22 protein-coding genes are annotated in these 21,369 nt (G+C 56.4%); 6 read left to right on the forward strand and 16 right to left on the reverse strand.

What is annotated here, in order from left to right; genetic code table 11:
- Positions 1-575 (reverse strand): cyclic nucleotide-binding domain-containing protein (locus ACI9KD_RS09915; RefSeq protein ID WP_414981007.1); only part of this gene is annotated, 575 nt, incomplete at its 3' end.
- Between the two features lie 132 nt (positions 576-707).
- Between ACI9KD_RS09915 and ACI9KD_RS09920 the strand changes: the two genes are divergently transcribed.
- Complete coding sequence (locus ACI9KD_RS09920) at positions 708-1,136, forward strand: OsmC family protein (protein WP_414981008.1); 429 nt, start codon at positions 708-710, stop codon at positions 1,134-1,136.
- A gap of 119 nt (positions 1,137-1,255) precedes the next feature.
- Here the strand turns inward: ACI9KD_RS09920 and coq7 are convergent, their stop codons facing one another.
- The 10 genes from coq7 to ACI9KD_RS09970 all read right to left on the reverse strand — a co-directional run bounded on the left by coq7 (position 1,256) and on the right by ACI9KD_RS09970 (position 11,402).
- Positions 1,256-1,897 carry a 2-polyprenyl-3-methyl-6-methoxy-1,4-benzoquinone monooxygenase gene (gene coq7 / locus ACI9KD_RS09925; protein WP_414981009.1) on the reverse strand — a complete coding sequence of 214 codons (642 nt, stop codon included), beginning with the start codon at positions 1,895-1,897 and terminating at the stop codon, positions 1,256-1,258.
- Between the two features lie 21 nt (positions 1,898-1,918).
- The gene (gene purD / locus ACI9KD_RS09930; protein WP_414981010.1) at positions 1,919-3,214 is read right to left on the reverse strand and encodes a phosphoribosylamine--glycine ligase; all 1,296 of its coding nucleotides are present in this window, start codon (positions 3,212-3,214) and stop codon (positions 1,919-1,921) included.
- Positions 3,215-3,250: 36 nt separating this feature from the next.
- Positions 3,251-4,837 carry a bifunctional phosphoribosylaminoimidazolecarboxamide formyltransferase/IMP cyclohydrolase gene (gene purH / locus ACI9KD_RS09935; RefSeq protein ID WP_414981011.1) on the reverse strand — a complete coding sequence of 529 codons (1,587 nt, stop codon included), beginning with the start codon at positions 4,835-4,837 and terminating at the stop codon, positions 3,251-3,253.
- The gene (fis, locus tag ACI9KD_RS09940) at positions 4,834-5,163 is read right to left on the reverse strand and encodes a DNA-binding transcriptional regulator Fis (RefSeq protein WP_414981012.1); all 330 of its coding nucleotides are present in this window, start codon (positions 5,161-5,163) and stop codon (positions 4,834-4,836) included. The genes purH and fis overlap by 4 nt, the downstream gene beginning before the upstream one ends.
- A complete protein-coding gene (gene dusB / locus ACI9KD_RS09945) occupies positions 5,160-6,143 on the reverse strand; it encodes a tRNA dihydrouridine synthase DusB (RefSeq protein ID WP_414981036.1) in 984 nt (327 codons plus the stop codon). The genes fis and dusB overlap by 4 nt, the downstream gene beginning before the upstream one ends.
- A 114-nt stretch (positions 6,144-6,257) precedes the next feature.
- Entirely contained in the window at positions 6,258-7,142 is an 885-nt protein-coding gene (gene prmA, locus ACI9KD_RS09950) for a 50S ribosomal protein L11 methyltransferase (protein WP_414981013.1), read from the reverse strand.
- Between the two features lie 6 nt (positions 7,143-7,148).
- On the reverse strand, positions 7,149-8,492 hold the full coding sequence (gene accC / locus ACI9KD_RS09955) for an acetyl-CoA carboxylase biotin carboxylase subunit (protein ID WP_414981014.1): 1,344 nt from the start codon (positions 8,490-8,492) through the stop codon (positions 7,149-7,151).
- Positions 8,493-8,511: 19 nt separating this feature from the next.
- On the reverse strand, positions 8,512-8,988 hold the full coding sequence (gene accB / locus ACI9KD_RS09960; protein ID WP_414981015.1) for an acetyl-CoA carboxylase biotin carboxyl carrier protein: 477 nt from the start codon (positions 8,986-8,988) through the stop codon (positions 8,512-8,514).
- A 3-nt stretch (positions 8,989-8,991) separates the two neighbouring features.
- Positions 8,992-9,456, reverse strand: coding sequence for a type II 3-dehydroquinate dehydratase (gene aroQ, locus ACI9KD_RS09965; protein ID WP_414981016.1), 465 nt, complete (start codon positions 9,454-9,456; stop codon positions 8,992-8,994).
- A 143-nt stretch (positions 9,457-9,599) separates the two neighbouring features.
- Positions 9,600-11,402 (reverse strand): protein-disulfide reductase DsbD family protein, encoded by a 1,803-nt coding sequence (locus ACI9KD_RS09970; RefSeq protein ID WP_414981017.1) that lies wholly within the window; start codon positions 11,400-11,402, stop codon positions 9,600-9,602.
- 254 nt (positions 11,403-11,656) lie between these two features.
- Here ACI9KD_RS09970 and ACI9KD_RS09975 point away from each other — a divergent pair, with 254 nt between their 5' ends.
- Complete coding sequence (locus tag ACI9KD_RS09975) at positions 11,657-12,109, forward strand: copper chaperone PCu(A)C (protein WP_414981018.1); 453 nt, start codon at positions 11,657-11,659, stop codon at positions 12,107-12,109.
- An 18-nt stretch (positions 12,110-12,127) separates the two neighbouring features.
- Entirely contained in the window at positions 12,128-13,210 is a 1,083-nt protein-coding gene (locus ACI9KD_RS09980; RefSeq protein WP_414981019.1) for a DUF2333 family protein, read from the forward strand.
- A 9-nt stretch (positions 13,211-13,219) separates the two neighbouring features.
- On the opposite strand, the gene ACI9KD_RS09985 is transcribed toward ACI9KD_RS09980, so the two are convergent.
- Complete coding sequence (locus tag ACI9KD_RS09985) at positions 13,220-13,564, reverse strand: pentapeptide repeat-containing protein (RefSeq protein WP_414981020.1); 345 nt, start codon at positions 13,562-13,564, stop codon at positions 13,220-13,222.
- A gap of 69 nt (positions 13,565-13,633) precedes the next feature.
- The gene (locus tag ACI9KD_RS09990; RefSeq protein WP_414981021.1) at positions 13,634-14,635 is read right to left on the reverse strand and encodes an adenosine kinase; all 1,002 of its coding nucleotides are present in this window, start codon (positions 14,633-14,635) and stop codon (positions 13,634-13,636) included.
- A gap of 123 nt (positions 14,636-14,758) precedes the next feature.
- On the opposite strand from ACI9KD_RS09990, the gene mrcB reads away from it, so the two are divergent.
- Positions 14,759-17,011: a penicillin-binding protein 1B gene (gene mrcB / locus ACI9KD_RS09995; RefSeq protein ID WP_414981022.1), complete on the forward strand. Its 2,253-nt coding sequence runs from the start codon at positions 14,759-14,761 to the stop codon at positions 17,009-17,011.
- A 44-nt stretch (positions 17,012-17,055) separates the two neighbouring features.
- Positions 17,056-17,436: a tetratricopeptide repeat protein gene (locus ACI9KD_RS10000; protein ID WP_414981023.1), complete on the forward strand. Its 381-nt coding sequence runs from the start codon at positions 17,056-17,058 to the stop codon at positions 17,434-17,436.
- On the opposite strand, the gene ACI9KD_RS10005 is transcribed toward ACI9KD_RS10000, so the two are convergent.
- Positions 17,433-18,917 carry an ATP-binding cassette domain-containing protein gene (locus ACI9KD_RS10005; RefSeq protein WP_414981024.1) on the reverse strand — a complete coding sequence of 495 codons (1,485 nt, stop codon included), beginning with the start codon at positions 18,915-18,917 and terminating at the stop codon, positions 17,433-17,435. The genes ACI9KD_RS10000 and ACI9KD_RS10005 overlap by 4 nt on opposite strands.
- Positions 18,918-19,031: 114 nt before the next feature.
- On the opposite strand from ACI9KD_RS10005, the gene ACI9KD_RS10010 reads away from it, so the two are divergent.
- Complete coding sequence (locus ACI9KD_RS10010; protein WP_414981025.1) at positions 19,032-19,685, forward strand: NUDIX hydrolase; 654 nt, start codon at positions 19,032-19,034, stop codon at positions 19,683-19,685.
- A gap of 29 nt (positions 19,686-19,714) precedes the next feature.
- Here ACI9KD_RS10010 and ACI9KD_RS10015 read toward each other — a convergent pair whose 3' ends face one another.
- The gene (locus tag ACI9KD_RS10015; RefSeq protein ID WP_414981026.1) at positions 19,715-20,338 is read right to left on the reverse strand and encodes a delta-aminolevulinic acid dehydratase; all 624 of its coding nucleotides are present in this window, start codon (positions 20,336-20,338) and stop codon (positions 19,715-19,717) included.
- A gap of 10 nt (positions 20,339-20,348) precedes the next feature.
- Positions 20,349-21,356 (reverse strand): porphobilinogen synthase, encoded by a 1,008-nt coding sequence (hemB, locus tag ACI9KD_RS10020; RefSeq protein ID WP_414981027.1) that lies wholly within the window; start codon positions 21,354-21,356, stop codon positions 20,349-20,351.
- Positions 21,357-21,369 lie beyond the last annotated feature (13 nt).

Here is a 21,369-nt window from a genome sequence, read left to right on the forward strand (position 1 = left end):
AGGACTCGCCCGGCCATTTCCCGGGAGCAACCTGCGATTTTGCCTAACTCCTGACGGGTAATCTTGATCTGCATGCCTTCGGGATGTGTCATAGCATCCGGCTGCTTGGATAGATCGATAAGGGTGTGCGCGATACGACCAGACACATCGACAAAGGCTAAGTTCTTGAGCTTGGAAGTCGTTTTTCGCAGGCGATTAGACATTTGCGCGGCAATGCCAAACAGGATGTCTGGGAATTGTGTTTTGATTTTGATAAAGCGCTCATAAGAAATTTCTGCGATCTTGCTCGCTTCACGAGTGACAACTTCGGCGCTGCTTGTTTCGTCGGCCTTACCGAACAGGCCCATTTCGCCAAAGAAGTCGCCAAGGTTCAAATAACTGACCACCATCTTATGATCTTCATCTTGTTCATCTTCGACCATCACGGACACAGAGCCGTCGAGGATTAGATACAGCTTGTCGCCTTGCTCTCCCTCGCGCAGGATGGTTTTGCCTTTCGCATATTCCCGGGTTTCGCAAAATCGCAGAAAATCTTCAACGTTGGGTATGGCTTGTAGAAGTTGCGGACGAAGCATGATCGAACCCTTCAAATTTTGATGCACAGAGTTTACCTCGGGACGCGCGACACGCAAATCCCGACCTTGCTTTGGATTCTTTGCGTTTGTGCTACATTCCCGCCTTTTGTTTACGTCGAAGGAGAAGCTATTGTGCAGACCACGGTGAAATGGGTTGATGGGGCGATGTTTCTCGGCGAGTCCGGATCGGGACATTCCGTTGTTATGGATGGGCCTGAGGATCTGGGCGGTCGAGATTTGGGTCCGCGTCCCATGGAAATGCTACTGATGGGCACCGGTGGTTGTGCCATGTTTGACGTGGTGAGTATGCTCAAGAAGTCCCGTCAGCCCTTGCAGGATTGTCGAGTAGAGATTCAGGCAGAGCGTGCCGATGCTGTGCCGGCGGTGTTTACCCGTCTGAATATGCACTTTGTCGTGAGTGGTGCTGGTTTAAAAGACAGTCAGGTGAAACGCGCGGTGGAGCTTTCTGCCGGAAAATACTGCTCGGCTTCAATTATGTTGGGTGCTGCCGGTGTGGAAATTACCCACAGTTATGAGGTGATCGATAGCGCGGCCGCTTGAAGCACCGCTGATTTGATGAGAGCTAAGTTTTAGGCGTCGCAACTCTATGCAGGGGAACTCTACACAGAGCACTTCTACACACAGCACCTCTGCACACAGCAACTTTAGACGCAGCAACGCTAGACATAGTAACTGCTGCGCGTCATGACTTGCGACAAAGCGGTCATGGCGGTCTTTACCGGTCGCGGGAAGTCGTGCCCCCCGGCGGCCAGCGCGTTCGCTCCGTGGCGTTCTTCGTCTTCCAGCATTTGCTGCAATATCAGTCGTGAGCGACGATCATCCTCTGGCAGTTGACGCAGATGATCCTTCAGATGGGCGCATACACGCTCTTCCGTTGCGGCAACAAAACCCAGGCTCACCGCATCGCCCACGGCTCCGGCAAGCGCTCCCATCGCAAAAGACAGGCCATACCAGGCAGGATTGAGAACGCTTGGGCGACTATTCAGCTGCCGTAGTCGTTCCTCACACCACACCAGATGATCCACTTCTTCGGCCGCGGCCTCGCGCATTTCTTCGCGTACCGTCGGCAGCTTGGCGGTGAGTGCCTGACCTTGGTACAGCGCCTGGGCGCAGACTTCGCCGGTGTGATTGACACGCATGAGAGCCGCCACGTGTTTTTGGCTCTGATTGTCGAGTTCTGTTTCACTGTGCCCGCGGGCAGGAGATGGGCGACCTGCAGTATTACCGCGGCCGCTCAGAGTGCGCATGACCGTGTCGGCCTCGCAGATAAGCTTGTCTAGGGGTGTCAGGCGTCGCGTCACAATACAGTTATCAATAGGGATTCAGCCTTGATGATAACGCTCGATGGCGCGCCAGCCAATGTCACGACGAAAGGTCATGCCGTCCCAGCTGATTTTGGCCACAGCCCGATAGCATCGACTCTGCGCCTCAGTAATGTTCTCGCCCAAGGCTGTTACGCATAATACCCGCCCTCCGCTGGTACATACGCTGCCAGAGTTGGGGTCCAGGACTGTGCCCGCGTGAAAGACCTTGCAGTCTTCGTTCTGCTCACTGTCCAGGCCTTGAATCACCAAACCTGTAGCGTGGCTACCGGGATAGCCGCCGGCCGCAAGCACGACCCCCATGGCGGGTCGGATGTCCCAGCGAGCCTCTTCTTCGTCAAGCCTTCCATCAATGGCGGCGTCACAGAGGATGTTCAATTCACTGCGCAAGCGCAGCATGATGGGCTGTGTTTCCGGGTCGCCAAATCGGCAGTTGAATTCAATGACTTTGGGGACGCCATCGGCGCTGATCATTAGGCCGGCGTACAGAAACCCCACGTAGCGGTTCCCCTCGGCGGCCATGCCGCGCACGGTGGGCATGATGACCTCATCCATAACACGTTGGTGCACAGCCTCGGTGACTACCGACGCGGGGGAGTAGGCCCCCATGCCGCCAGTGTTTGGTCCGGTGTCGCCTTCCCCAATGCGTTTGTGATCCTGGCTGCTGGCCATGGGTAACACGGTCTCGCCGTCGCTGATGACGATAAAGCTGGCTTCCTCTCCGTCTAAAAACTCTTCAATCACCACGCGGCAACCCGCCTCGCCAAAAGCGTTCCCCGACAACATATCGGTGACAGCTGTTTCGGCCTGCGCGAGGGTTTCGGCAACGATCACGCCTTTCCCTGCGGCTAGCCCGTCGGCCTTTACAACGATGGGTGCGCCCTGTTCGCGAAGATACTCAAGGGCCGCTTCGACGTCGGTGAACGTGGCGTACTTTGCCGTGGGGATGTTGTGACGCGCAAGAAAATCCTTGCTGAAGGCCTTGGAACCCTCAAGCTGGGCGGCGCCGGCTCGCGGACCAAAGCAACGCAGCCCCTGTTCTTCAAAGTAGTCGACGACGCCTGCGACTAATGGCACCTCAGGCCCTACAACGGTGAGACCCACTTGCTGATCTTTGGCAAATGCACACAGTGCAGAAAAGTCCGACAGATCAATGGCGACGTTCTCTACGCCGGGCTCCAGATGAGTACCGGCGTTCCCAGGCACCACAAACACCTGACTGACGCGGGTCGATTGAGCCATTTTCCAGGCCAGGGCATGCTCCCGGCCCCCGCTTCCTAAAATCATGACGTTCATCGTGACTGTGCTCTCGTTAACTGCGGAGTTTTACGATCAATGCCGAAAGTGTCGAACTCCGGTGAACACCATGGCCATGTCGTGCTCGTCGGCAGCGGCGATAACTTCTTCATCACGCATAGATCCGCCGGGCTGGATCACCGCGGTGATGCCGGCAGCGGCGGCGTTATCAATGCCGTCGCGAAAGGGAAAGAAGGCATCCGACGCCATGACGGACCCGAGTACTTCCAAGCCTGCATGTTCAGCCTTGATGACGGCGATGCGGGCTGAATTCACCCGGCTCATCTGGCCAGCACCAACGCCGACGGTTTGCTCATCACTGGCATAGACAATGGCATTGGACTTCACATACTTCGCTACCTTCCAGGCAAAGAGCATATCCCGTGCCTGATCTTCACTAGGCAGTCGCTTGCTCACAACCCTAAGGTCATCCGGGTTTATTACTATGCTGTCACGATCCTGCACGAGCAGACCTCCGGCGACGCGTTTGTAATCCAATCCAGATATTGGATCCATGAGGGAGCCGGTTGTCAGTACACGAACATTTTTCTTCTCGGCTAAGACTTTGCACGCAGCATCACTGATTGCTGGTGCAATAATAACTTCAACAAACTGTCGGTCGATGATCAGCTGCGCCGTAGCTCGGTCGACCTCGCGGTTGAACGCAATGATGCCACCAAAGGCCGACTCCGGATCGGTGGCGTAGGCACGCTCATAAGCCCTCAAAGGGTCCTCGCCGATTGCCACACCACAGGGGTTGGCATGTTTGATGATCACACAGGCAGGCTCGGCAAACTGACGAACACAGTCCAGTGCGGCGTCGGTGTCGGCAATGTTGTTATAGGACAGGGCTTTTCCTTGCAGCTGTGTGGACGTGGCAAGCGATGGCCCCTCGACGGAGCGCTCGCGATAAAACGCCGCGCCCTGATGGGGGTTTTCGCCATAGCGCAGGTCCTGCACTTTGTGAAACTGCAGGTTGAGTGTTCGGCCATGAGTGGCTGTTTCGTCCTCCAGCCTGGCGCCCAGGTAATTCGCAATCGCACCGTCGTAGGCTGCTGTGTGCTCGAAAGCTCTCACGGCCAGATCTCTGCGCATGGCAGCGGGAACGCAGCCTTGATTGTCGCGCATTGCCGAGAGGACCCGAGGGTAATCTTCGGCACGCGTTACGCAACTGACCCACGCGTGATTTTTGGCGGCGGCGCGGAGCATGCCCGGTCCGCCAATATCGATATTCTCGATGGCATTTTCCAGGCTGCAGTCAGGGTCAGCCACAGTTGCCTCGAAGGGGTAGAGATTGACGATCACCATATCGATGGCGTCGATGCCATGTTCGGCCATAGCCGCATCGTCCTCGCCCCGGCGACCCAAAATACCGCCGTGTATTTTGGGGTGAAGCGTCTTTACCCTTCCGTCCATCATTTCCGGGAAGCCTGTGTGCTCGGCGACCTCTGTGACGGTGAGTCCGGCTTCGCTAAGCATGCGATAAGTGCCGCCCGTGGAGAGCAGTGCTACATCCATCGCTGCCAAAGCCGTGGCAAATTCCACGATGCCTGTTTTGTCCGAAACGCTGATCAGAGCGCGGCGTACCTGGTAGTCGTCCTTGTCCTTGCGGTCTGTGTTCACAGCGCGGGTCCTCGGTTATCGATGGCGTATTGCTTGAGTTTTTTTCGTAGGGTTCCCCGGTTCAGTCCGAGCATCGTTGATGCACGACTCTGATTTTGTCGGGTGTATTCCATCACGGCTTTAAGAAGCGGTGCTTCTACTTCCGACAGCACAAGATCATAAAAGTCAGTGCTCATTTCTCCGTCCATCTCGTCCAGATAGCGACGCACGAAGAGATCCACGGCCTCTCTTAAGGAGGCGACGGTAGCTGCCTCACTGGATTGGGTGAGTTCAAATAGTGCGCTGTTTACTGCGGCGTTTTCAGCCAAATCTTCGGCCTTACTCATGCAGCTAGATCCTGTCGGTCAAGATGGTTAAAGAGCGTGTCGAGGAAAAGGATTTGATCCGCTGCCTCGTTGAGTCGATTGAATAAGCATTTTTCTTCGGTGAGTCCCTGGTGTCCGTCCAGATACCAGCCGATGTGTTTGCGAGCGATGCGTGAGCCTGAAAACTCACCATAAAAGGCATGTAGCTCTTTTAAATGCTCACGCATCACGGCGTACTGCACAGCCAAACCGGGGGCGGTACCCGCCCCTCCGGCGAGGGCATCGGCCAGCATGCCCGGAAGCCAAGGGGCCCCTTGGGCCGCACGGCCAATCATGACTCCGGCAGCTCCCGTGTGCGCGAGCACGGCGTGGACATCTTCCGCGCTACGAATGTCGCCATTGGCTAGAACTGGAATGTCGACGCTCTCGACGATGCGGGCTGTTGTGTCGTGCTCAACTTCGCCGCTAAAGGCGCAGGCGCGTGTGCGGCCGTGAACGGCTAATAGTGCAATGCCGGCGTCTTCGGCAATGCGGGCGATACTCGGGCCGTTGCGATGCGCCGGGTCTGCGCCGGTACGAATTTTGAGAGTGACTGGAACGCTAACGGCATTCACCACGGCACTCAGGATTGATGCGACCAGAGGCTCGTCGGCAAGAAGCGCTGATCCCGCGGCTTTACGGCAGACTTTTTTTGCCGGGCAGCCCATGTTGATGTCGATGATCTGCGCGCCACAGCTTGCGTTATAGCGTGCGGCCTGGGCCATAAGGACCGGGTCATTGCCTACAATTTGAACCGAGCGGGGGTCGATTTCCAGATCGTGGCTTAGTCGCTGTTGGCTCTTTCGCGACTCTCGAAGCCGTGGATCTGAGTGCACCATCTCACCGACTAGCAGGCCCGTACCAAAACGAGCACAAAGACGCCGAAAAGGTAGGTCTGTCACGCCCGCCATAGGTGCGAGAGCCACGGCATTGGCGGTCTGATGAGGGCCGATGGTGAGCATTGGGGCGTTTTTGCGGATCCGTTTTAAGGCGTGTTCAAAGGACACGCAATGTTACGTTAGCGGAGCGTTGCAAAAAAGGCTTTAAGGTCACAAGTGCTCAATTTTTAACCAAAATCAGCGAAGCCGACCCCCAAGACAGACCCACTCAGCCTGCTGCTCAAGAACAGACAGCTCAAGCCGGGGTGCATAGTGTGCGATGAGCTCTTCGGCTTGCGTGTCGAGAAGCCCGGCGAGCACCAGTTGCCCACCGGGAGCCAGAAAGTCACACAGCTCCTGGGACAGCGCGACCAGTGGACCGGCCAGAATGTTCGCGAGCACGAGATTTGCGGAGCCTTGCCAGTCATTCAGCTCATAGTTGCCTGGGGGCGTGATCTGCAGACTGTCGGGATCGATGCTATTGCGTGCGGCGTTGTCTGCGGTGGCAGTGAGGGCTTGAGGGTCGTTATCTACCGCCAGTAGTTGTGTCGCGCCTAGTCGCAAGGCTGCGATGCCGAGAATGCCCGATCCGCAGCCAAAGTCGACCACCCTTGCGCCATCGAGCGCCATACCGTCCAGAGCGGTAATACACATTGCCGTGGTGGGGTGGGTGCCGGTACCGAACGCCAAGCCAGGGTCTAGTAGTAAGTTGATCGCATTCGGCTCAGGTGGTTCTTTCCAACTGGGGCAGATCCAGACTCGCTCTCCAAAGCGCATGGGTCCGTAGTGCTCCATCCACTCACGTTCCCAGTCTTTGTCTTCCAGGATTTCGACGCGGGCAGTAGGGGCGCCGGGGATATCTCTGAAAGAGGCCAGCACCTGATCCATGTCAGCGTCAGCCATAAACAAACCCGTGATACGAATGGCTTTCCACAGCGGTGTGGCCCCTACCGCAGGTTCAAGGAGTGGTTCGTCCTCTCTGTCTTCCAGAGTGACGGAAAGCGCGCCCGCTGCTAGCAGCGCGTCTTCCAGCGGCTCAGCCTGAGCTTTGTCGCAGTCGATTCGCAGCTGCAGCCAGCTCATAAGATGTCAGCCGACTTCGAGTTTGCTTTCTAGGTAATGAATACTCACGCCGCCGGCCATAAAGGACGCGTCACGCACCAGCTCGCGATGCAGCTGGGTATTGGTGCGAATACCTTCGATGACGAGCTCATCGAGCGCCTGACGCATACGTGCCATGGCCTGATCCCGGTCTTCGCCGTAGCTGATGATCTTGGCGATCAGTGAGTCGTAGAAGGGTGGGACGGTGTAACCATCATAAATATGTGAATCCACTCGTACGCCAGGACCTCCTGGAGCATGAAACGTCGTGATACGCCCGGGTGACGGCATAAACGTGTGCGGATCTTCAGCATTAATGCGACATTCAATCGCGTGGCCGGTAAAACGTACGTCTTCCTGAGCCACCGAGATAGGCAAGCCGCTGGCAATACGCAGCTGCTCGCGCACGATATCAACACCGGTGATCAACTCAGTTACCGGATGTTCTACCTGTACCCGGGTGTTCATCTCGATGAAATAGAATTCTCCGTCTTCGTAGAGAAACTCAAAGGTCCCTGCTCCGCGATAGCCGATTTCCTTGCAAGCCTTTACGCAAGCCTCGGCTACGTCGGCTCGGGCTTTGTCGCTTATGCCCGGTGCGGGAGCTTCTTCGATGACTTTTTGGTGGCGACGTTGCAATGAACAGTCACGATCGCCGAGATGGATTGCGTGGCCATTGCCATCGGCAATCACCTGTATCTCTACGTGGCGTGGACGCTGCAGGTACTTCTCCATGTAGACCACATCCGAACCAAAAGCCGCGAGCGCCTCACTCTTGGTTATCTGTACCGAGTTCACCAGTGCGGCCTCATTGTGAACCACACGCATACCCCGACCACCACCGCCTGCGGCGGCCTTGATGATTACCGGGTAACCGACCTGTCGGCCGATCTTGATCATTTCATCGGGATCGTCGGGGAGTGGGCCGTCTGAGCCTGGAACCGTGGGCACGTTCGACGCTTGCATGGCGTCTTTGGCAGAAATCTTGTCGCCCATGAGGCGAATGGTTTCGGACCGTGGGCCGATAAAAATGAACCCTGACTGCTCTACCTGCTCGGCAAAATCGGCATTCTCTGCAAGGAATCCATAACCAGGATGGATAGCGTCGGCGTTACTCACCTCGGCGGCGGAGATAATTGCCGGTGCGTGCAGGTAGCTTTGCGCAGCTCCGGCAGGTCCTATGCAGATAGCTTCGTCAGCCAGGCGTACGTGCATGAGGTCGGCATCGGCTTTGGAGTAGACGGCGACAGTTTGGATGCCCAGCGCCTTGCAGGCGCGCAGGATTCGCAGCGCAATTTCGCCGCGGTTAGCGATAAGCACTTTTTCCAGCATGTTTTGGTTACCCGCCTGTTTAAACGATGGAGAACAGTGGTTGATCAAATTCCACTGGTTCGCCGCCATTGGCAAGTACCGCTTCGATAGTGCCAGACACTTCGGCTTCTATTTGATTCATCATCTTCATCGCTTCGACGATGCACAGTACATCACCCGCCTGTACGGTTTTCCCGACTTCTACGAAGCTTGGTGACGAGGGTGAGGGAGAACGATAGAACGTACCCACCATAGGAGACTTGACGATGGTGCCGGTGGTGACCGGACCGCTCTCAGTAGTTTCAGCCGGTGCAGCAGCGGGGGCCGAGGGGTGAGCTGCCAGCGGCGCTGCCGCAATCGGCGCAGGCGGCGGGTAGTTATAGTTGGGCGCTGGGACGGGTATGCCACTGATGCCACGGCTGATGCGCACGGATTCTTCGCCTTCTTTGATTTCTATCTCGCCGATGCCGGATTCCTCCAGTAGTTCGATCAATTTTTTAACCTTGCGAATATCCATGGCTTAGCCTCGGGCAGAATGCGTAGAAGTTGGGTTCAGGTGTTGCAGCGCGAACTGGAGGGCGGCTTCATAGCCCAACGGCCCCAGACCGCAGATCACGCCAGTAGCGAGATCCGAGAAATAGGAATGATGCCGGAATGGCTCGCGCGCGTGCACATTAGAAAGATGCACTTCGATAAACGGTAATTGGGTGGCTGCCAGGGCATCGCGCAGCGCGACGCTGGTATGCGTAAATGCAGCAGGATTGATGATGATGAATTCGGTGCCTGCACTGCGAGCCTGTTGAACAGTATCAATCAGTTCGACTTCTGCATTGCTTTGAAAGGTGGTGAGCTCGAAGTCGGCTTCTTTGGCGAGCGCAATGAGGTGCTGATCAATGCTCAGGAGTGTGTCTGAGCCGTAGATTTCGGGCTCGCGCTTACCAAGCATATTCAGATTGGGGCCGTGCAGGACTAAAATTCGGGCCATGAGACGCTCGAACGCTGTTATTTGAGCGGAAGTCTTGCTTAATTCCGCTCATTTGTCCAGAAATAAGGTGACTTTTAGGAAGATGCAGGTCTTTTTGACGAATTTAGCCGCTGTATTGCCCCGTTGGGCTCGGCTCGGAGTCTCTACTCGAGGACGGGTAAGCGTTCCAGAGCTGCTAGCACCGTTTGGGTGCGCAGTAGCTGGGGTAGCACCGTAGGCGCCTGTGACCCGTTGTAGAGCACATACAGGGGGATGCCGCTTCGACCATGGCTGGTGACAAAATCGGCGATGATCGGATCGTAATCCGTCCAGTCAGCGATCATGTAAGTGACTCCGGCGTCGCGAAATGCCTCTTGTACTGTATTGGTCAGCAGAACGGCGCGTTCGTTGGCGAGACAAGTGATACACCAGTCTGCGGTTACGTCGACGAACACGGGTTGTCCGTCGGCGATCAGCTGATTGAGTGATTGAGGTGTGTAGGCCACCGTGCCGGACGGAAGGGTTCTGTCATTGTTACCCAGGTCCGCGGGTCGCCAGGCGGCAAGCACTACCGCAAAAACGAGGCAGGCCAATGCGATAGTTTTGGCCAGGAATGCACCTCTCCACAGCCAGAACCCCAAAGCAATTAGCAGCGCACCAAGCAGTGTGGCGGCCATGACGTCGACACTTGTTTGGCGCCCAGCGACCCAGAAAAGCCATATGGCGGTGGCATATAAGGGAAAAGCCAGTGCCTGCTTGAGTCTTTCCATCCATATGCCGGGGCGTGGCAAATACTTTCGGGCAGTCTCACTGTATGACAGCAACAACATCGGAGCCGCCATGCCTGCGCCGAGAGCGGCAAAGACACTCAGGCCCAGTGCTGGCGGTTGCACCAGTGCGTAGCCCAGGGCAGTGCCCATAAACGGTGCGGTGCAGGGACTGGCGACAACTACAGCCAGCACACCGGTAAAGAAACTACCTGCCGAGCCGCCACTTTGGGCCAGGTCACTGCCAAGGTTCATAAATCGACTGCCCAGCTCTATGAGGCCACTGAGGGCCAGTCCCATGACGACGAACAGATAGGCAAGGCCAATCACAAAGCCCGGAGACTGGAGTTGGAACCCCCAGCCAATGGCCTGTCCCGCTCCGCGTAAGCCCAGAAGAATGACAGCCACCAACATAAAGCTGAGTACCACTCCGGCGGTGTAAAGCCAACCATGGTGTCGGCGTTGGTCCGCGGGTGCAGCAGCGAATCCCAACACTTTCAGTGAGAGAATGGGAAGAACACAGGGCATGAGGTTAAGAATGATGCCGCCGGCGAAGGCCAGCAACATCATGAACAGCAGGCCTTGAGCGGGAGCCGGCTTAGTTGTGAGTACTGAGCTCGTCGGCGCACTTGGCAGGGGCGCGCTGACTTCCTGTATCTCACCATCTTCGCCAATGGCGAAATTCTGTGTGCGGGGGGGGTAACAGAGACCCGCGTCCGCGCAGCCTTGGGAGGTGACGCGCAGCTGCCCCCCGGCAATAGGACCCGGAGCCAGGAGTTCAATCTCGACGCCGTCGTAATACACCTCAACGCGCCCAAAAAACTCATCCTCGCGGACTAGTGCCGGCGGAAATTTCGGAGTGAGCTTCGAGGAGCTGTCCCCATGGGACATCTCAAAACGAAACGCATGCTGGTAGAGGTAATAGCCGGGTGGCATTTGCCATATTAGGCGCAGTGTGTCGCTGGAGCTGGACTCCACGGCCAGTGGATAGGCTTCTTCTACCGGTAAAAAGGCTGGTTCGTTGAACGGATTGTTAAGGGGGTCGTTGACCGACGGTAAGGCGTTACCTGAGAGGGTCGTAGATTGCGCAAGTGCTGTGCCCGGGGATAAAAGCATACAGAACACAAAAAGCAGACCCACAAAAAGTCGCCATTGCCGGGGAATCGCCGCTGTAGTGCTTGATAGAGAAAACTGGGTCATACATAGGGCCTTGCCGATTCCGTTCTAGTGTACCGTGCCCGCCACCTATAAATGTAGCGACTGTGCATCCTGCCCTCGTCTTTTGATTACGGCTGCTGCATCTTTCGGCCGGCTGTCTCCTCGTCACCTCTGTCTGTCGTTAAACACCCTAAGGTTAGAAGCATATTGTTAGGCTCATCTTGCTAAACTTAGGAATGGCTCAGATTATCTCTGAGTACTGGTGAGTATTTACTCCTTACGGGAAGTTTTGGTTCATGATTGATGTCAGAGTTCCTCTGGTGGCGTTTTTTTCTGTTCTTAGCCTTAGCGCGCTCGCAGAGATACCAGAAATTTCGAACGCTTGGGTGCGAGCAATGCCGCCCGGGCAGCGAATGACGGCGGCTTATTTGGAGCTGTATAACCCTGGTGCAACGACGGTTTCGATTCTCGGGGCCAGCTCCGAGGTGGGGATGGCGAGCCTTCACGAAACACGACTCGAGGGTGGGCGCTCGTCCATGAAAGCGGTCGACAGCCTGGGCATTGCATCGGGCGAGGTCATCGCCATGGAGCCTGGTGGCCTGCACATCATGCTTATGGGATTGGAAACTACACCCGTCGAGGGCGACACAGTGCCCATCTGTTTGCAGACGAGCGAAGGTGAGGTGTGTGCGGATGCGCTAGTGCAGCGCGCAGCGCCGGAAGCTCGTAGCAGTCATGATCATCACTAAGCGCTGGGAGCGAACTCTATGACTGAAGATATTAAGGCTGGTTCCGACACCCCTCATCTGGGCCGGCGTTTCCGCAACTTTGCCGACGATCACCTTCCCCAGGGGCGCTGGTTGTCGATTGCTGTGGCCGTGTTTGCTGTATATGCGCTGATTGTCCTTGGTCTGGGCGTTTATTGGAGTATCACTCCCGGGGAATTCGATGTTGTTGAGCGTGCTCGGAGCTACACAGTTAGCGTCGGTGCTAGTGAGGCCTCAGCGCCCCTGATAACGGGTGCGGTTACAACATCGGCACTGCTGGGCGTCGTAGATTCGATGTTGTCAAAATCCGGAGGGTATCTGCGTAACGATCGATTACCTCCGGGCGTCTACTTGGACAATATCCCGAACTGGGAATACGGGGCTCTCATCCAATCGCGAGATCTGGTGCGGGCCATGCGTGAGCTCTTCTCTCGCTCACAGTCGCAGTCAAAGGAAGATGGCGACTTATCTCTTGCCGAGCCACTATTGAACTTTCAGTCAAACAGTTGGCTGCTTCCCGCCTCAGAAAACGAATACCGAAAGGCCATGCGTTCAACGCAATCCTATCTGCAGCGCTTGATGGACCCCAATGCTCAGAACGCGCAATTTTATGCTCGAGCCGATAATCTACGCGATTGGTTGGCGATGGTGAATACTCGCCTGGGAAGTCTGTCACAGCGACTCTCGGCGAGCGTATCGGAGCGGCGCCTGAACACTGACCTGGCTGGGGATGGCAACGCAAGCCAGTCCACAGCGGCGCCTAGCGAGTTGGAGGTGCGAACGCCCTGGAAAGAGATTGACGACGTTTTTTATGAATCTCGCGGCGCGGCCTGGGCTTTGATTCACTTTCTAAAGGCGGCTGAGGTGGATTTTGCTGATATTCTGGAGGACAAAAATGCGCAGGTGAGCTTGCGGCAAATCGTTAGAGAGCTTGAAGGGACTCAGGGTGTGGTCTGGAGTCCGCTGATTCTCAATGGGTCTGGATTTGGCCTTCTGGCAAATCACTCCTTGGTAATGGCGTCCTACATCAGTCGCGCCAATGCGGCGATCATCGATCTTCGGGATCTTTTATCCCAAGGCTGAAGGCGGTTCTCAGTCTTTGCGATAGCGCAGCCGCGTACCGGTATCCAGCGATAGGCGAATCTCTTCGGCACTGAGCTCTTCGGGAAAGTAAACCCCGGATAGTTTGGCGTCTAGAAGGCTAGCGCCCTGGATATTGGTGGAGCGGAAGTCGATGCCCGAAAGATCTGCGTTACGAAAGTAAGAGTTAGAGAAGTCTAGATTCTTCGCATTCATGTTCCGCAAATCTCGCCCGCGGTAGTCACCGTTACGCAGTTTGCTGGAATCCAGCGTGTCGCGCTGTTCATTAAACGCCTTGATGTCTTCCTGCCGCAACAGCTGGTAGAGCGGGTCGGTCTTGATACGCGGCTTGTCCATGATGGCTACGATTCCTCATCGTGTTCGTGAGCTTACTACTCGGTTTTCGGGGGCTGCTTTGCTGCGCGCTCAGCTCTTCCCAAAGAAACTGTCCCTTAGTGTCCCATACTGTTCTGGCGCAAGGCGAGGGCCCCATTGGGATACAACTGTCCCAGCGGCGAGGCTGGCGAAGCGCCCGGCGGTAGGAAAGTCTTGCCCCTCGGTGATGGCATACAGGAAGGCGCCTGCAAACATGTCCCCCGCGCCATTGCTGTCTAATGCGTCTACCGAATGTACGGATATTTCGTGCAATTGCTTGCCATCAAAACACACTGCCCCGTCTTCCCCACAAGTGATTACGAAGCGCTTGGCAGTGTCTTTCATAGCTTCTATGGCGTCCGCAAGCTCCGTGGTGCCCGTCCAGCTCATGGCCTCAGCCTCGTTGGCAAACACCAGGTCGACGCCAGCGCCCACGATTTGTCGGAATTGATCGGGAAATAATTCCACCATGCCGGGATCCGAAAAACTCAGGGCCACGGGGATTCCCGCGTCTTGCGCGATCTCCCGCGCTCGAACGGCGGCTGCCAGGCCTGTTTCTGAGCTCACGAGGTAGCCCTCGATGTAGACGTACTCCGAGTTGGTTAGGGCCTCGGGATTCAGCTGTTCGATGCTCAGTCTCTCGGAAGCGCCGAGATAGGTGCTCATACTGCGTTCCGCATCAGGGGTGACCAGCACCAGGCACTTACCGGTAGGTTCATCTGTTTTTACTGGGGGTGAAAAGCTGACGCCCGCATCGCGAAGATCGGATACATAGATACGACCGTCGGCATCATCAGCCACACAGCAGGTCATATAGCACTCACCGCCAAATAAGGCTGTGGCGATGACTGAGTTGCCTGCACTGCCACCACTGGCGTGATGGGCTTCTACCAGGCGTCCGTCCAAAGCACGCAACAGGGCACCGCGACGATTGCCGTCAACAAGCGTCATCAAGCCTTTTTCGACACCGAGTTCTGCCAGTAGCGCATCGTCCACGGAAATCTCTGTGTCTACGAGTGCTGCACCAAGTCCGTACACCTTGAAACGCTTCATGTTTTATTCCGCTGGTAATGATGCGCGGCATTATGCGCATCTTGTACGGCGATGTGTAGGGCAGTGCCGAAAAGTGACGCCGCAAGTAGCTGACGGCCCAAGCTCGAAGTACACTGCGCGGCGATGGCCAGTTCCCTTAAATTTTTGCGTAAGCTCCTTCTTGTTCTAGCCTGTGTCGTATTGGCCGGGCTCTTCTATCTGAACGCGCTTATCACTGACACCTTTGAAAGTAAGCGCTACGCATTGCCTGCGCAGGTCTACGCTAGACCCCTGGAGCTGTTCGTCGGCGCGCGTCTGCCTCAGGCTGCAGTGGTGCAGGAGTTGGAGCGTTTGGGTTATCGCCGGGTAGATCGCGTCCGTGATCGTGGTCAGTACGAAGTGTTCGGAACTCGTATGCGACTGCACAGTCGAGGTTTTGTGTTTCCTGATGGGCGTGAGCCTGCGCGCATGGCCACCCTGGAGTTTTCTGCGACCGCATTGGACGCTCTCAGCAGTGCCGGGGCCGAGCTGGATATTTTGCGTCTGGAGCCCACCAAAATGGGTGGAATTTATCCAGCGCACGGTGAGGACCGCATTCTGCTGCGCCTTGACCAGGTACCGGAGACGCTTCAGGGCGGATTACTGGCGATTGAAGATCGCAGCTTTTATTCGCATTTGGGGTTTTCACCGACGGGTATCGTCCGGGCTGCGGTGGGCAACATGCGTTCTGGACGTGTGGTGGCCGGTGGCAGCACCATTACTCAGCAGTTGGTCAAAAACTATTATCTGAGCTCTGAACGCACGATCCGGCGTAAAGTCCTTGAGCTTTTGATGGCGGTACTGATCGAAGCGCACTACGAGAAGTCCGAGATTTTCGAGAGTTATCTCAACGAGGTGTATCTCGGCCAGGATGGCCCTCGGGCAATTCATGGCTTTGCGCTTGCTGCTTTGCACTACTTTGACACGCCCCTTGAAGAGCTGGGTTTGCATCAACAGGCGCTACTGGTTGGCATGATTCGTGGACCCAGTTTGTACAACCCGAATCGCAACCCACAGCGCGCTAGAGAACGGCGAGATCTGGTTCTTCAGGTGATGGCTGAGCAGGGCTTGATCAATCAAGAGCAAGCTGTTGTGGCGCAGGCAATGCCGCTTTCGGTGGGAGGTGCGCGTCGTATCGACAGCTACCCGGCGTATCTGGATTTGGTGCGTCGTCACCTCAAGGAGCAGTACCGCAAGCAGGACTACGCGACGGCGGGTCTGCGAATATTTACACCGTTTGACCCTCGCCTTCAAGACCTGCTTGAGCGCAGCACTACCCGGGTCATGGATATCCTTAATCCGGCGGGCGATATCCAGACCGCTAGCGTTGTGACGCGCACCGTTAACGGAGAAGTGGTGGCGATCGTGGGGGGGCGTAAGCCCCGGGCAGCGGGTTTCAATCGCGCTCTTGATGCCCGGCGTCCGGCCGGTTCATTACTGAAACCGGCGGTTTACCTTGCGGCTCTGGAGCAATCCGAGCGCTATACCTTAGCGACTCCTCTGGATGATTCACCACTACGGGTGGCCGGTCCTAACGGTGACGTGTGGGCTCCGAGAAACTTTGATCGTGAATCTCACGGTGATGTTCTGCTACATCGCTCTCTTGCCAAGTCTTATAACCAGGCGACGGCTCGTTTGGGTATGGATATCGGGTTGCCAGCGGTGGTCGACATGTTGCAGCGTCTGGGCCTTCGTCAGGACATGCCAAAAGTACCTTCGCTGGTGCTCGGCGCCGGAGAGTACTCGCCGCTGATGATGGCTCGGGTCTATCAGACCATAGCAGTAGATGGCACGCGGACTCCTCTGCGGAGCATTTTGTCTATCGTCAATCGCGAAGGAGAGATTCTCCGCAACAATATTACGGAGTATGAGCGTGCTGTTGACCCCCGAGCGATACACCTATTGCATTACGCTTTGCGAGAGGTGGTTCGTGAGGGCACAGGGCGGGGTGTCTATCGGAGTCTTGCAGATGACTTTCATGTGGCCGGTAAGACCGGGACGACTAACGATGGTCGGGATTCCTGGTTTGCGGGCTTCTCGGGAGACTTGCTCACGGTGACCTGGATTGGGCGCGACAACAACGATGCTACAGGGCTTACTGGGTCCAGCGGGGCTTTGCGGGTATGGTCAGACTTTATGGCGCAGGCGGCCACTCGACCGCTCAGTTATCGTATGCCTAGCGGTGTGGAGTTGCATCGTGTGGATGACGTCAGCGGTGAACTAACCGGTGAGGGTTGTAAGAATGCGCGTTTACTGCCGTTCATTGTGGGTTCTCAGCCTGAGAGTAGTACCGGATGCACGCCTAAAAAAGACGGCATTCGCGGGTGGTTCGAAAAATTATTTGGAGGGGGCGATTAATGCTTGAGTCGAGCTGTAGCTGCCTCCGGGGAGGGGTGCTCGCAATGGCTCTGCTGTTCTTGGGCGCCTGCGCTTCAGGCCCGACGCCGGTGTCGCCCGAAGCACCGGAAGCTAATCAGGGGTCTTCTCGCGTGCCGACGCCTACGCTCCCCACTGACCCCCGCGTTTCCCCGGCGGTGAGCCCGGTTGATAGCCTTCTTGATGAGGCGCGAGCCTTGCGCGAGAGCGGAGATTTGTCGGCAAGCTTTGCCCGTCTTGAGCGTGCGCTGCGCATCGCTCCTCAGCGTGCGGAGGTATATCTGGAGCTTGCCCGAAGCCATGTGGCCGCCGGCAGACCCGAGCGCGCATCTGCCAATGCAGAGCGAGGTTTGTTGTATTGCTCTTCGTCGACTTGCACAAAGCTGCGAAAATTTATTGAGCTCTAGCGATCGCTTACTAGAACTTTTGACCCGTCCTCGCCCGGTTCAAACTGCAGCAGCTGATTGATACAACGAGGTAACTCCCCAGCGGTATGACTCACGAACAATAGCTGGCATCGACCCTCGTCTACGACGTGATCCACCGCGTCCAGCAGCAGACCTCGGTGCCCGGGATCCAAGCTCAGCGTTGCTTCATCGAGCAATAGCACTGTGGGATCTTTAACCATCGCCCTTGCCAGGAGTACCAGGCGTTGAAGGCCAAAGCTGAGGGTGTGGAATTCGGTTTTCTGTTTCGTCGCCAGCCCCAGAGCGGACAGCCATTGGCGAGCAGTCCCGCGCTGCTGGTCGCTTGGGCGGTCCCGCAGACCGATACTGTCAAAGAATCCTGAAAGCACTACCGCTTCTACACTGCTGCCGTTGGGAACAGCGAACTGCATACGGGCATCGACGCGACCGAAATGCGCTTTGATCTCCCAAACACTTTCACCGCTGCCTCGGCGCTGGCCAAACAGCGACACATCCTGTCCGTAGGCCTTGTGATTGTCACCGGTGAGTAGGTCTAGCAGCGTGCTTTTGCCACAGCCATTAGGCCCGGCAATGAGGCTGTGCTGTTTCTGGTCCATGCGCCAGTTAAGGTCCCGAAAAACGCAGAGCTCTCCAAAGGAAACGGATACATCTTTAAGCTCGATGGTAGGTTCCGAAGACGCGGGTGTCTGCGATACCGCTTTGCTTGGCGGTAAAGCAAACTCCAGCGGAGGCGCTTTCAAGGCCCTTTGCCCGTCGGGACTGCTCAGCACATCTTGAGGCGCGCCTTTAGCGAGTATTCGACCGCGTTCGAGCAGCATCAGCCGGGTGCATGCGCTGGGTATTTCCTCGGGGCTGCGACACAGCGTCAAAACCGCGGTGGTTTGCATCATGATGCTATTGAGCGCTTCACTGAGTCGTCGTTGCGTAGCGACGTCCAAGCCGTCCAAGGGACTGTCCAGAATCAGGAGTGTGGGCTTGCTGAGCAATGCGCTGGCCAGGAGGGCTTTACGCATCTGTCCGGTGCTGATGTAGCGCAGCCCTCGATCGAGTATGTTTTGCATATCAAGGAGTTTGACAATGTCATCCCACTCCTGCGCTGAGCAACCCTGAGTCGGCAACAGGTCGCGCACGCGGGTGCCGATATCTCGGGCGTTACTTTCGAATTCCGCGCAATCGAGTTTTTGATCTCTCTCGTACAATCGCCGACCGCGCTCAAAGCAGACATAAGCAGTGCCCCCTGCGCACAGCTGATCACTTCGCTCCAAGCTGCCGGCGAACCGTGTTTGCTCGCCCGATATGATCGTGGCCAATGTGGTTTTTCCTGCCCCGTTGGCACCGAGAATCGCCCAGTGATCGCCCAGCTCCCAGTCCCAGTTGATACCTTGTAGCGCAGGTTTTGCGCGGTAACTGAATGCGAGTTGTTTTATAGAGAGCAAACGAGTCTGCGGTAATTCGGACACCGGTGATTCCTTAGATACAGTTATCGGCATTGTAAATCAGTCCGCAAAGCAGCGTGCAGAGCGAAGTTTTTACCTCCTACGCTTGCAGCTGCCATGTCCTGCTGGCTTAATCCCGTGTCCGAAACTACGCGCCTCAAGGCAAATACCTCTGTGCCCATCTCCATGTTGCAAATGGCCGAATCCGGTTTGGCCAGTCATCGGCCTTCACGTAAATGGTTGAAAGGCATCATGAAGCGTGCCGCGGTTGCGCTGATATTGCAGCTTCGAGATGGGGAGCTTGGCGTGTGGATGATTCGCCGGGCAGAACGCGAGGGAGATCCCTGGTCGGGGCAGATGGCATTCCCCGGTGGGCGCACAGAAGCTGAAGACGAGCATGGCTTGGCCACGGCGCGCAGAGAAACAGAGGAAGAAATCGGTTTGCATCTCGGTACGCTAGAGCCCTGTATTGGCAAACTCTCGGAGTTAAATGCCGTTAACAGTCGTTTTCGAGGCCTGGTGATATCGCCTTACGTTTTTCATCTCAAACGCAGTGTGAATTTTCATCCGAATTACGAAGTTGCGGAGGTGGTTTGGGTGCCCCTGGAGTTTCTTCTGGATACAGATAATCGCGAGGAGATGGTTTGGGTGCGCAACGGTATTCGCCTGCGTATGCCCTGTTACTTCTACGAGGGGAGGCGTATCTGGGGTTTATCTCTGCGTATGCTAGATGAGCTTATGGATGTTGTGGCGGGGAAGTCTCCTGAGCGCCGGCGTTGGAGTCGCTTCTAAGAAAACGGAGCGCCTTGGAGGTTCCTGCCCTAGTCGCCGCCCTCGTCACCGCGAAGAAATGCTTTTGTATCGAGCTTAAGGTCGGTTAGCGCAGGATCTTCGCGACTGGCCTTCAGTAGTGCTTCGCTGGATGCTTCGCTGCGCACAAAGGCCCGCAACAAATCAATAAGTACCGGTGTCATGTCGGGGTTTCGCGCCCAGCGAGGGGCGTTGACGAGATTTCCGGTGACAGCCTCGCCACTATAGTCCAGCCAGTATCCACCGCAGCTGGACAAGTAATAGTCATCGACCCGGCCGAAACTTTGACTAGGCGTAGAGGGATCAAAGCCATCGCCAGGTACTTCATGAATGCGTTTAAGGGCGAGTACCCAGCGCGAGCCCACCGGAAAATCTTCCGCAGGGGGGCGGCAGTAATCGCGAGTCTCCATCCAGACTCGAACACTATCTAGATAGGTGCGTCCGCGCAGACTCTCCTCTACGGCAACGTCGACAGCATTGCCTTTGATGCTCAATATTCGCCCGGCGATCACCAGGTCAGCTGATTGTTGGACATCACTGAAGGAGCCTTCCCACAGGCAGGCACACTCTGCGTGCAGCGCAGCCGATAGGCCACTGAGCAACAATGCAAGTACGCCCCGCGCGCTACGCACCACTGCGCGACCCTTACTGCAGTGCGCGCGCTGCATCCAGCGCAAAGTAAGTGAGAATGCCCGCGCAACCGGCGCGCTTGAAGGACATAAGAGATTCGAGCATCACCGCCTCGCGGGGCAGCCAACCGTTCTCGAATGCCGCCATATGCATCGCGTACTCGCCACTCACCTGATAGGCAAAGGTGGGGGCTTTTAGTTCTTCGCTCACTCGTCGAACGATATCCAGATAGGGCATCCCGGGCTTAACCATGATTATGTCGGCACCCTCCCCAAGATCCAGCGCACATTCGTGGAGAGCTTCGTCGCTATTCGCCGGATCCATCTGGTAGCTGAACTTGTTGCCGCCTTTGATGTTGCCTGCGGAGCCAACAGCATCACGAAAGGGTCCGTAGTAACTGGAGGCGTATTTTGCTGCATAAGACATAATCAGCGTATTAACGTGTCCGGCGTCTTCAAGAACGTCGCGAATTGCGCCAATACGTCCATCCATCATGTCCGAAGGTGCTACAACATCGGCGCCCGCGGCTGCATGGCTCGCCGCCTGTTGCATGAGTACTTCTGTGGTTCTGTCATTTAAGACATAACCCTGTGTGTCGATGATTCCGTCCTGGCCGTGAGTGGTAAACGGATCCAGCGCTACATCAGTGATAACGCCCAGCTCCGGTTGTGCTTGCTTTAGCGCTCGTACTGCACGCTGAGCGAGGCCGTCCGTATTGAATGCTTCTTCGGCCAGAAGGCTTTTCTTCTCGATGGGGACGACGGGGAACAGAGTGATCGCCGGAATACCCAGATCCACCATGTCAGCTGCAAGCTCTACCAGTAGATCGATGCTCAGGCGTTCGACGCCGGGCATGGAGGGCACCGCCTCGCGTTGATTCTCACCCTCGACAACAAACACCGGATAGATAAGGTCGTTGGGTGATAGGGCGTTCTCGCGAACCAGTCGTCGGGCAAAATTGCTGGCGCGGAGCCTGCGCATGCGGGTGCCCGGAAAGGCACCGCGGGTGGATTCAAAAGGCATGGCTGTCTCCCTT

Source organism: Congregibacter sp. (genome assembly GCF_047617445.1).
Classification (GTDB): domain Bacteria; phylum Pseudomonadota; class Gammaproteobacteria; order Pseudomonadales; family Halieaceae; genus Congregibacter.